Below are 11162 nucleotides of genomic sequence, written 5' to 3' on the forward strand. Positions count from 1 at the left end.
GGTTGTCAGGGTAGACGCACTCATGAAACCGGGCCTCCCTAGAAAGCAGAAAGGTGCTGTGGCGATCGAGTTCGCCGCGGTGTTCGTGATCTTCTTCGCGGTGTTTTATGGCCTGGTCAGCTACAGCCTGCCGCTGCTGATGATGCAGTCCTTCAACCAGGCGACTGCCGAGGCGGTGCGCCGGGCCGTGGCGGTCGACCCCAATACCGCCAACTACGCCACCACGGTGCAGAACCTGGCCAACACGGTGGTACAGAGCCAGACCAGCTGGATTCCGCCGGCCTTCAACTTCGTCGCCACCGATCACAGCGCGGTGTACGCCAACGGCGTGCTCACCGTTCGGGTCGACTACCCCACCCAGAAACTCACCCAGGTGCTGCCGCGCCTGGTGTTGCCGGTGGTCGGCCCGGTGCCCAACCTGCCCACCAACCTGACCGCCATCTCGAGTGTGCAATTTTGACCTCTGGGGACAGGCTTCTCGGACGCTTGCTGGGCCGTCAGCCACTCCCCGCCGACGAGTCCCGGGTACCGCCCCAGACTGTCGGCCTGCAACTGGTACTCGATCACCACGGCCGGGTCCTTACCAGCAACGGACCATTGCGCCATGGACTGGCCCAACTGCCGCCTTCCCCCGAGCCTCCGCACCTGCTGGACTACCTCCTGCCCGGCAGCACCCTGGCCCTCGAAGGCCGTCCCGCCGACTGGAGCGGACAGGTGCTGGACCTGGACCTGCGCGGGCAGGGAGGCAAGCCCCTGCACCTGCGCGGCTGGCTCCAGCCCTGGGGCTCGCAATGGTTGCTGCATCTGCTGGACATCGGCGACCTGATTCAACAACGCCAGCAGGCCCTGAGCCGTGAGCAATGTCAGATCTTCGCCGCGCAGATCAGTGAACAGATCCGCCTGTGCAACCTGACCCGCCTGCCGGACGTGCTGCACGACCAGCTCGCCGACCTGGCTCGCTACTGGCATATCCCCTGCCTGGGCCTGGCCTTGCTCGACGAACAGGAGCAGAGCTGGGTCATCCACAGTTGCTACAGCGCCCATGACGCGCCACGACTGTGGCATGACGACCAGGATCTGGGCACCGGCCTGGACAGCTTGAGCGGTAATACACCGCTGCATCTGAATCATATCCAGGGCCTGAATGAACACCCGCGGCTGCAGGGCATCTTCGGCCATCGCGAAGGTTTCCTGGTGCCCTATCGGGACGACCATGGCGTCGCAGCCTGGCTGCTGTGCGGCTGCTACGCCGTGCAGCAACACGCGCCCAACCTGCTGGACCGCGACTGGCTGATGCTCACTACGGCCCTGGCCGGACCACTGCTCAGCCGCCTGCGGGAACAGCGTCATCACCTGCACCTGGAACGCCTGGAAGCCCTGCAAGGGCTGCTGGGAGCCGGCTGGTGGGAGCTCTGCGCCGACACGGCCGAGGTGCTGCTGGCCAGCCAACTGGCCGCCAGCCTGCACCTGCCCGCCCCCAGCAACAGACTCAGCGTCCAGGACTGGCTGGAACTGATTCACCCCGCCGACCGCGCCGAACTCAACAGCCGCCTGCAGGCCCTGAAACTGGGCAAGCCACTGCTGCTCTGCGTACGCCTACACGAACCTGACCCGAGCGCACCGACACGCTGGTACCGTTTGCAGGGCCAGGCCCTGGGACGAGGGGAACAGCAACGGCTGGTGGGGTTCATGCTGGATATCAGCGACATCAAGAACCAACAGCAACAAGCCGCCGCGGCCCATGCCCGCCTGGATAACCTGATCGCCAGCTCGCCGGCGGTGATTTATGTCCAGCGCTACCAGGAAGGCGCCCTGCAGCCGAGTTTTTTCAGCGCCAGCCTGCAACCCCTGCTGGGCTGGAGCCTGGAAGACTGCCGCGAAGGAACCCTGGCTGACTGGGTCCATCCCGAGGACCGCGACCTGTACTTCCAGCGCTGCCGCCAACTGCTGCGTGAAGGCCATGTCCACGGCCGCTACCGACTGCGGGATCGGCAGGGAAACTTCCACTGGGTACTGGACGAAGCCCGGCTGCTGCGCGATGACTTGGGCCTGCCGGTGGAGGCCGTTGGCCTGTGGCTGGACGTCACCGAAGCCACCCTGGCCGCCGAACAGGTGCGCCAGAGCGAGGAACGCTACCGGATTCTGGTGGAAGACTCGCCGGCGATGATCTGCCGCTACCGCCCGGACCTGACCCTGACCTTTGGCAACCGGCCACTGGCGGCCTATTTGGAGTGCGCCGCGCAAGATCTGCCGGGGAGCAACCTGGGACAGTGGCTGTCCGCCGAACAGCGCGAGGGTTTCGAACGGCGGCTCAAGTTGCTGAGCCCGGAGTTTCCGGTCAGCACCGCTGAGATCAACCTGCAACTGCCAGGGCGTGAGCACGCCTGGTGGGTCTGGTCGGATCGAGGGGTATTCGATGAACAGGGGCAGTTGCTGGAAATCCAGGCCGTGGGCCGTGACAACACCGAAGTACGGCGTTCCCAGCAGCAACTGACGCAAAGCGCGAAAATGGCCACCCTGGGGGAAATGGCCACCGGCCTGGCCCATGAAATCAACCAGCCGCTCAACGTGATGCGCATGGCCATCGTCAATGTGCTCAAGCGCCTGAACAATGGCGATATCCAGATCGACTACCTCACCGACAAACTCAACCGCATCGACGCGCAGGTCCAACGGGCTGCCCGCGTGGTGGATCACATGCGGGTATTCGGCCGTCGCTCGGAGGTGGAACAACAGCCCTTCAACCCGGCCCAGGCCATCGAGGGAACCCTGTCGCTGCTGGCCGAGGGCATGCGCGGCAAGGGGCTGGAACTGCGTATCAGCGAGCTGGGTTTCGAGGTTCAGGTGCTGGGTTTTGTCGACCAATTGGAACAGGTGTTGATCAACCTTCTGGTGAATGCCCGAGACGCCCTGCTGGGCAAGCAGGGGCAGCAGAAGGATTTCAAACCCTGGATTGCCATACACGGCCAGCGCGACGAACAGTGGGTGCGCCTGTGGGTCGAGGACAACGCCGGCGGCATCGACCCGCGGTTGCTGGAGCGGATCTTCGAGCCCTTCTTCACCACCAAGCCGGTGGGCGTCGGCACCGGGCTCGGTCTGTCGGTGAGCTACGGCATAGTCCAGAACATGGGCGGTCGTCTGAGTGTCAGCAACGGTCAGGACGGAGCGCGCTTTTGCATCGAACTGCCGATTGCCCAGGCGGATCAGATCACCAGATAGGCCCTGCCCGTCTGCCCACAGGTGAGGTTGGCGCCAACCTGGACGTCCATCAGGCTGACCCCCAACGTCGTCAACAAGTTGTTCAACAGCGGATCGAGCAGGGGACTCAACAGGTTGCTGATCAGCGGCATGAGCAGGCTGGTGACACCATTGATCACGCCTCCCGCTACTGCCACCACCGAACCAAGGAGGTTGGCGCTGACCGGCTGGTAAACCTGCAGGCTGATACCGGCAATAGTGCCCGACAGGCTGTTGACGAGGTTGTTGGTCGGGGCGGCGTTCTGGTAAGTCGGCGCCTGGTTGACATTGCGCGGTACGGAAAAGTCCGGCGCACCGCTTGAGTAGATCAGGTCCCGCCCCACGTTCGGCCCGGTCTGGCTGAGCCCCAGCGAACTGTCGACCTTGATCCCGATGCCCCCTGCGGCGAAGGCCGTGCGCGCCGGCCCGCAACTGCCGATCCCGAGAATCTTGTGACAGGTCCAGATACCCAGGTCGATGATCGGCAGCGGCGTCACCACAGGTTGCGTCGAGGAAGAGAACGCGGTGCTGGGATCAATCTGCCCCACCTTGATGTCGGCCAGGGACGACTCGCTGTGCACCGTGAGGCTTTTGGTTCCGGTGTTGCCCGTCGGACAGCTGTAGTTGGTGACGTAGGCCTTGGCGCCCCCCAGCTCCAGGTTGATATCGATTCGCGGAGAAGGCAGCACTTGCGGGTCGACTTGCTGGCACCCGGCGCCCAGCAGGCAGCCCAAGGAGTTGATGGTTGCGGCCAGATTCAGACTCAGGACACTGTTGAGGGTCGGAGTCAGAGAGCCCACCAGCCCCAGCAAGGCGTTGGCCAGGCCGGTCACTCCGGACAGGCCTGTGAGGTTGACCGAAATCAGCGTCCGTACCTGGGCTGTGCGTACGTAGATGCGATTGGCACCCAAGGGATCGAGGATGGCCAGCCGAGGGTCACCGACAGTCGAGAACTGCGGTGGCTCAATGACCTTGACCCTGACCGTCACATTGGCCAGGCCCAGCAGGTTGGCCGGTATCACCGCCGCCACTGCGCTTTTGCTGTTGGCCAGTTGAATCATCGCTTGCAGCAGTTGGAAGAGCTGCAAGTTGGCATCCAGCGCGGTGGATGCAGCACCGGTCTGCAGTTTCAGGATGTCTCCCAGCTTCAACTGCGGTATCTGGGCGCTCACCGCTACTTGCAGAGCCCCCAGGGCCGCCAGTATGTCGGCAGTCGCGCCATTGGCCTGGACCACGGTGGCGGCGGTCTGGATCAGCCGGGTCAGGCTGGCCTGGGTATTGAGCAACTGGGTGTAGTTGCCGGCGGCAACGCCCAGGTCAATCGCCAGTTGATCGAGGTAGCGCAGTAAATTGATGTCGCTGTTGAGCAGGCCATTCCAGCCCACGGCACTGATGTTCACACTGCCGCCGAGCATGCCGCCCACCACGGCATTGAGTATCGGTGAATTGGCGCTGTTGACGGTGCCTATGGTGCTGCGAATGCTCAGTTGCGCCAGCGGTGGCGTCGGCGCGGCAGCCACGGCCGTGGCGCTGAGCTGGGTGGTGAGGTTGATCGGGCCTGGCGAGAACAGCGCTCCCACCCCCGACGCCACGCTGATGGGTACGGTGTTGGTGGCAATTACCCGCACGGCTGCCGACTGCGCCGGGTTGGCATTGAAGGTACGCAAGCTGTTGGCGCCGGTGGTCAGGGAGCCACAGGTGGTGGTGAGGGTACTGCCGGTGGCGACGACGAAGCCATTGCGCACTGCACTCTGCCCGGCATAGGTGGCGGCAGTCAGGCCGGCCTGGCAATTGCCGCCACGGCTGACGGCTTCCAGCGCCGCGTTGTCCGCTACCCGCTGCAACTTGCGCTGCTCCATGTAGAGCCGGCCGCTGTCCACCACCAGCAACATGAGCAACAGCGCCAGGCCCAGGGTCGTCGCCGCCATCAGGCCAATGGCCCCGCGTTGACGAGCCGGGCCGGAAAACCGCTTCAGGGGAGACATCGGGGCACTCCTTTACCGGCTCGCAGCCGAGCGCTACCTCCAAGAATATGAGGCAGTGTAGACAACGCTCGAGGGGCATGCTGGCAGGGTGATAGCCCGGCTGACTGGCGGTGAGCGGGGTCATCGGGAGCCCCTCATGCGGCGTTCCCGATGAGCCTCGCAAAAACTCAGGAGCCGCTTCAGTGCGGCGGATAGTTCTGCAGGATACGCATCACCGTGGTACGCACCGCAGCACTGCGTTCGGCGGGATTGGGCGAGCTGCTGAGCATCTGCTCATCACTGCCACGCCACACCAGCTTGCCGTCCTTGCCGTCCAGCAAATCGATCTGGATGGTCGCCACCTTATAGGTGATGTTACGGGTCTCGTTGTACATCGGGCCGCCCCAGTAGCCATTCCATGGGCCGCCCCAACCTCCGCCATAGTTGGTGGTGACCTGCTGCTGGCGGTCCTCGACGATCAGATACGCCTGGACATTCAGATCAGCCCGATTCCCGCCCTGGGCCGGGCGCAGGCCACGCTGGTCCAGCTGCTCGGCCACCGCCTGACGGATGCGCTGCTCGGTCAGGTCACTCTTGATGCGCGGGTCGTCGGGGCGATATTGCAGGGCGGGTTCTTTCCAGCTCCAGCTGCGGTAGGCGCCAAAGTCCCGGCTGGCGTCAAAGTCATGATTGACCTGGTCGGCAGCGCAGGCACTGAGCAAGGCGGCACACACCAGTAACGCGATTCGATGGAACATGCTGTTTCTCCGCGTGAAGACAAAAAACGGGCGCCGTTCAACTAACTGGGAGGATAGGCGGCCATGGCCTTTTGCACCGCCTCGCGCAGCGAATCGGCACGTTCACTCAGGCTGCCCCTGCTGCTGGTCTCGGCGCTGGCACTCCATACCGGCTGGCCGCTGGCGCCGTCGAACAGATTGACCCGGACCACCACGACCTCCACCTCGTAGGTGCGCACCACCGGCACGCTGCTGTACATGCCATAGCCCGGCCCGTAGCGGTTGTACCCCCCATAGCCGCCATATCCATAGTCGTCCTGGACCTGGCGCAGGCGCTTCTCAAGGTGCAGGTCGGCGCTGACCCACAGGTCCGCCGGCCGCGAGTCATGCACGGGACGCAAGCCCTGCTGGTCCAGGGCATTGCTGACCGCCTCGGCGATCTGTGCCGAGTCGGCCCAGGCCGAGCCGTTGGGCAGGCGCCCATTGAGCCAGGCCCAGTTGCGGTAGCGCCCATAGTCCCGTTGCGGCGCCGGATAGGCGCTGCGGTCGAAGGTGTTGGCCGCTTGCGGCGGCGCCGGTGGCAGGGGGTTGCTACTGGCGACGTAGGGGTTGCTGCCCTGACAGGCGGCAAGCCCGGAACACAGGAAGATCAGACCCAGGCGGCGTTTCATTGCGCACTCCGTTAGACCGGCCGGCACAGCCAATGCAGATAACGCCCAAGGCCGGCAAAACTTGGGTGTCGGCGGTGAGCCAACTCCATCTCCAGCAGATCCGTCAGCTCGGCGCGAGCCTGGAATTCCACCGGCATGTAATCGTGGAAAACCCGCACGCCGCTCTGGGTTTCGACTCGCCACAAGCCCTCAAGTTGCGCCGCCAGCTCGCGAGGATCAAGCGGTTGTTGCGGGGTCAGGCTCTGCTTCTCGCCGGCCATGTCGTTCTTGCGCAGCTTGCGGAAGTGGCCCTTGAGCAGATTGCGATAAACCAGGGCATCGCGGTTATAGAACGCCAGGGACAGCCAGCCGTCGGCGCTGGTCAGTTGGTGCAGCACCGGCAGGATCGCGTGGGGTTCGGCCAGCCATTCCAGCACCGCATGGCAGAGCACCAGGTCATAGGGTTCGGTGAGCTGCCCCAGCAATTCCTGCCAGGGTGCCTGGATGAAGGTCGCCTGCTGCCCGGCGTCGGCAAAGCGCTGGCGGGCCCCCTCGAGCATGGGCGCCGCAGGCTCGGCCAGGGTCACCTGGTGCCCACGCTGGGCCAGCCACAGGGACATGTGCCCCAGACCCGCGCCGATATCCAGCACCCGCAACGGCCGCTCGGGCAGGCTTTCCTTGAGGTCGGCCTGGAGCACCGCGAGGCGGATCGCGCCCTTGGCGCCGCCATAGATCTTCTCGGCGAAACGGGTCGCCAACTGGTCGAAATGCCGATCGCTCATGAGCAGAACCGCCGTTCGCTGTCCGCCAGCTTGCTGCGCACCACCTGGTCCATGTCCAGCCCCAGCTCGCTGCACAGCAACAGCAGATAGAGGACGATATCGCCCACCTCCTGTCCGGCGTGAGCCAGCTTGTCCGCAGGCAGTTGCCGCGACTGGTCCTCGGTCAGCCACTGGAAGATTTCCACCAGCTCCGCCATCTCGACACTGGCGGCCATGGCCAGGTTCTTCGGGCTGTGAAATTGCTGCCAGTCGTTACGGTCACGAATGGCGTGCAGGCGTTGGGTCAGTTGCTCTAGGTTCATCGGGGTCTCCTGAAGGCGTATAGCTTCCGGGGGTTGGGCGCGGGACGCAAGAGCGCTTTCACCGGCAAGCCGGCTCCTACAGAATGTGCAGCCCCTGGCAGCTTCTATGCTTAACAGGGAACTCGCTGCGGGCATTCATGGCCCAAGGTTGAGCTCGGCACCCGCCCCCCTCTTTCATCAGGACACACACATGCAGGTAGAAAGCTTCTTCGAGTGGCTTGGCCAGGCCATAGGTTCGGTCATCCGGTTTATCGTCGACCTGCTCAGCGGGTTGTTCAATACCCTGACCCACGCCGGTGGCAACTTCGTCGACGGGCTGTCCCGGGCGCTGGGGATGGACACCTCCATCGTCAGCATCATCGGCCTGATCATCGGCCTGATGTTCCTCTACTCGGCGATCCGTGCCTTCATGCGCGCCTCGATCATCCTCGGCATCATCTGGCTGGTGCTCGGCCTCTGGCTGCTGAGCTGGATCATCCACTGATCCGCGGGCGTCAGAACCTGCTCACCCACTCGCAAGCGCCGGTCAGCGATTTGCAACGCGGCATCACCTAAGCGCGGCAGATCCTCAACCGCGACTTAAACCTCGGCGCATCCTGGCGCCGAGGCTACAATGCCGGCTCTCGCAAGGAGCCTGCATGTCCCCCCTGATCACCGATTGGCGTCATCGCCCCACCCATCGCCGCGTCTGGGCCCTGGCCGCACCGATGATCCTGTCGAATATTTCCGTGCCCCTGGTGGCACTGGTGGACAGCACGGTGATCGGTCACCTGCCCCACGCTCATCAGTTGGGGGCGGTGGCAGTGGGCGCCAGCCTCTACACCTTCCTGGCCTGGGCCATGGGCTTTCTGCGCATGGGGGCCACCGGCTTCGCAGCCCAAGCCGCCGGCCGCGGCGACGGCGCAGCCCTGCGCCAGATCCTGCTCCAGGGGCTGCTGCTGGCATTGGGCCTGGCACTGGTGCTGGGCGCCATCGGCGTTCCGCTGAGCGGCGCAGCCTTGCACCTGATGCAGCCCTCGGCGGACCTGGACCAGATGACCCGGGCGTTTTTCCACACCCGATTGCTGGGCCTGCCCGCGGCCCTGGCCAGCTTCGCCCTGGTGGGCTGGTTCCTCGGCACCCAGAACGCCCGGGCGCCGCTGACCATCCTGCTCAGCACCAATCTGGTGAACATCGCCCTCAACCTGTGGTTCGTCCTGGGTCTGGACTGGGGCGTGGTGGGCTCGGCCCGGGCCTCGGTGATCGCCGAATGGACCGGCGCCCTGATCGGCCTGGCCATGACTCGTCCGGCCCTGCGCGCCTACCCGGGGCAGATCGTCTGGGCCACGCTGCGCCGCTGGCAAAGCTGGCGCCCGCTGTTGGCGGTGAACCGTGACATCTTCATCCGCAGCCTGGCCCTGCAATCGGTGTTTTTCCTGATTACCGTGCAAGGTGCGCGCCTGGGAGATGCCACGGTGGCAGCCAATGCCCTGCTGCTCAATGGCCTGCTGCTCACCGCCCACGCTCTGGACGGGCTGGCCCACGCCGTAGAGGCCCTGTGCGGCCACGCCATCGGCGCCCACGATCGCCAGGCCCTGCGCCGTTCGCTGGTGGTGGCCGGCGGCTGGTCGCTGCTGGCCAGCCTGGGTTTTGCCGCGCTGTTCCTGCTGGGAGGCCACCTGTTCATCGAAATGCAGACCAACATTCCCGAGGTCCGCCAGACCGCCTTCACCTATTTGCCCTACCTTGCCGTACTGCCCCTGATCGCCGTCTGGAGCTACCTGCTGGACGGTCTGTTCATCGGTGCCACCCGAGCCCGGGAAATGCGCAACGGCATGCTCCTCACCGTGCTCCTGCTGCTGCCCTTCGCCTGGGCCCTGCAAGGCTTCGGCAACCACGGCCTGTGGCTGACCTTCCTGCTGTTCATGCTCCTGCGCAGCCTGACCCTGGCAGCCTTCGCCTGGCACCTGGAGCGACGCGACGGCTGGTTTACCGCAGCTCACTGATTCGGCGTCGACTCGACAAAGCCGCTGACCCGATCCAGTACCGGAGCCAGGCCGCGCAAGGGCCGGGACAAGGCCGCCAGCAGAGTGGCGTGGCCAGTGCGGGAGAAGTAGAACTCCTGCACCGGCACGCCTGCCGCTCGCAGCTTGCTGGCCAGACCGCCGGTATTGCGCTGTGGGTTGACCAGGGAGTCTTCGCTGGACGCGATCAACAGGGCCGGTGGCGCGCCCCGGCTGACATGGTTGATGGGCTGCGAGTCCGGCGGCGAGTCGGGGTAGAAAAACACCGGGCGCACCTCAGGGTTGCGGATCGGCAGAAAGTCATAGGGACCGGCCAGGCCGATCCAGCCCTTGATGATCTGCGGCGTCAGCCCGACTTGCCCCAGTAAGCGCGAGTCCAGGGCGAGCATGGCCACGTTGTAGGCGCCGGAACTGTGCCCCATCAGAAACAGCCGCCGCGGGTCGGCGCCAAACTCGCCGATATGTTCATGGGTCCAGGCCACGGCGCGGGCCGCGTCTTCAAGAAAGGCCGGATAGCGCACCTGTGGATACAGCCGGTAGTCCGCCAGGACCGCCACCATGCCCCGAGAGGCCAGGGCCTCGCCGACAAAGTCGTAGTCGTTGCGCGAGCCGCTGTTCCAACTGCCACCGTAAAAGAACACCACCACCGGTGCACCGGGATCTGCCTGCCGGGGCTGATAGACATCCAGCTTCTGCCGTGGATCGCTGCCATAGGCAATGTCCCGGGTCTTGATAAAGGTGCTGTCGGGGGTCAGGGAATTGAGCACCTTGAGCGGCGAACAGGCCGCCAGCAGGCTGAGCACCAGGGTGCCGAACAGCAGACGCCAGGTGCCTTTCGATGTATTGAGCATCAGCAAGCCTCGTTGCGCCCACCATGGACGCCTCTTTGCAGGCTAGCTGAAATGGAACGGGCCCCCTCTTCTGTGGCGCACCTGGAAACAGTTCAAAAAAAAGCCGCGCCCTCCATCGGGAGGGCGCGGCTTTGTACCGGGACGGAACAGGCATCACTGGGGATGCCCGGGCCTTCAGGACGACAGGTAGGACGAGCGGGTCAGGCCCAGGCGCAAGGCGTCGAGGAACTGGGTGCGCTCGCCGGCGCTGATCTTGGCGCTGGCCACCTTGTCGCGGTAGTGAGTCATCAACTCCTCCGGCGACAAGTGCACGTAGCGCAGCATGTCCTCGATGGTGTCGTGGGTCTCGATCCCGGCGTGGTACACGCTGCCGTTGGGCCGCTGGTAGATGTTCACCGAGTCGGTGTCACCGAACAGGTTGTGCATGTCGCCAAGGATTTCCTGGTAGGCGCCCACCAGGAAGATCCCCAACAGGTAGTCCTCGCCCTCGTTGAGGCCGTGTACCGGCAGGCTGGTCTCGATGCTCTGCTCATCGACGTACTGCTTGATCTTGCCGTCGGAGTCGCAGGTCAGGTCTTGCAGCACCGCGCGACGCAGGGGCTCTTCGTCGAGACGGTGCAACGGCAGGATCGGCAG

Annotated in this window: 10 protein-coding genes and 1 pseudogene; 4 read left to right on the top strand and 7 right to left on the bottom strand. The window is 64.7% G+C overall.

Annotated features, from left to right (window positions below):
* Nucleotides 1–22 precede the first annotated feature (22 nt).
* Both BLX41_RS18090 and BLX41_RS18095 read left to right on the top strand, forming a co-directional pair.
* Entirely contained in the window at nucleotides 23–460 is a 438-nt protein-coding gene (locus BLX41_RS18090) for a TadE/TadG family type IV pilus assembly protein (RefSeq protein ID WP_123725997.1), read from the top strand.
* Entirely contained in the window at nucleotides 457–3219 is a 2763-nt protein-coding gene (locus BLX41_RS18095; RefSeq protein WP_123725998.1) for a PAS domain-containing sensor histidine kinase, read from the top strand. The genes BLX41_RS18090 and BLX41_RS18095 overlap by 4 nt, the downstream gene beginning before the upstream one ends.
* On the opposite strand, the gene BLX41_RS18100 is transcribed toward BLX41_RS18095, so the two are convergent.
* The 5 genes from BLX41_RS18100 to BLX41_RS18120 form a co-directional block, all read right to left on the bottom strand.
* Nucleotides 3204–5222, bottom strand: a complete 2019-nt coding sequence (locus BLX41_RS18100) for a pilus assembly protein TadG-related protein (RefSeq protein ID WP_123725999.1) — start codon at nucleotides 5220–5222, stop codon at nucleotides 3204–3206. The genes BLX41_RS18095 and BLX41_RS18100 overlap by 16 nt on opposite strands.
* A 179-nt stretch (nucleotides 5223–5401) precedes the next feature.
* Nucleotides 5402–5959 carry a DUF4136 domain-containing protein gene (locus tag BLX41_RS18105; protein ID WP_123726000.1) on the bottom strand — a complete coding sequence of 186 codons (558 nt, stop codon included), beginning with the start codon at nucleotides 5957–5959 and terminating at the stop codon, nucleotides 5402–5404.
* A 41-nt stretch (nucleotides 5960–6000) separates the two neighbouring features.
* A complete protein-coding gene (locus BLX41_RS18110) occupies nucleotides 6001–6609 on the bottom strand; it encodes a DUF4136 domain-containing protein (protein ID WP_123726001.1) in 609 nt (202 codons plus the stop codon).
* An 11-nt stretch (nucleotides 6610–6620) separates the two neighbouring features.
* The gene (locus BLX41_RS18115; protein ID WP_123726002.1) at nucleotides 6621–7370 is read right to left on the bottom strand and encodes a methyltransferase; all 750 of its coding nucleotides are present in this window, start codon (nucleotides 7368–7370) and stop codon (nucleotides 6621–6623) included.
* Nucleotides 7367–7672: a MazG-like family protein gene (locus BLX41_RS18120; protein WP_123726003.1), complete on the bottom strand. Its 306-nt coding sequence runs from the start codon at nucleotides 7670–7672 to the stop codon at nucleotides 7367–7369. Before BLX41_RS18120 ends, BLX41_RS18115 begins: the two co-directional genes overlap by 4 nt.
* A gap of 190 nt (nucleotides 7673–7862) precedes the next feature.
* Here BLX41_RS18120 and BLX41_RS18125 point away from each other — a divergent pair, with 190 nt between their 5' ends.
* Nucleotides 7863–8156 (top strand): hypothetical protein, encoded by a 294-nt coding sequence (locus BLX41_RS18125; protein ID WP_102863000.1) that lies wholly within the window; start codon nucleotides 7863–7865, stop codon nucleotides 8154–8156.
* 154 nt (nucleotides 8157–8310) lie between these two features.
* The gene (locus BLX41_RS18130; protein WP_123726004.1) at nucleotides 8311–9657 is read left to right on the top strand and encodes an MATE family efflux transporter; all 1347 of its coding nucleotides are present in this window, start codon (nucleotides 8311–8313) and stop codon (nucleotides 9655–9657) included.
* On the opposite strand, the gene BLX41_RS18135 is transcribed toward BLX41_RS18130, so the two are convergent.
* Together BLX41_RS18135 and BLX41_RS35665 are read right to left on the bottom strand one after the other, a co-directional pair.
* Nucleotides 9651–10526, bottom strand: a complete 876-nt coding sequence (locus BLX41_RS18135; RefSeq protein WP_123726005.1) for an alpha/beta hydrolase — start codon at nucleotides 10524–10526, stop codon at nucleotides 9651–9653. The two genes, BLX41_RS18130 and BLX41_RS18135, sit on opposite strands and share 7 nt — an antisense overlap.
* 174 nt (nucleotides 10527–10700) lie before the next feature.
* A pseudogene (locus BLX41_RS35665) lies at nucleotides 10701–11162 on the bottom strand (arginine decarboxylase); the annotation flags it as partial.

It is taken from the genome of Pseudomonas protegens, assembly GCF_003732485.1.
Classification (GTDB): domain Bacteria; phylum Pseudomonadota; class Gammaproteobacteria; order Pseudomonadales; family Pseudomonadaceae; genus Aquipseudomonas; species Aquipseudomonas protegens_B.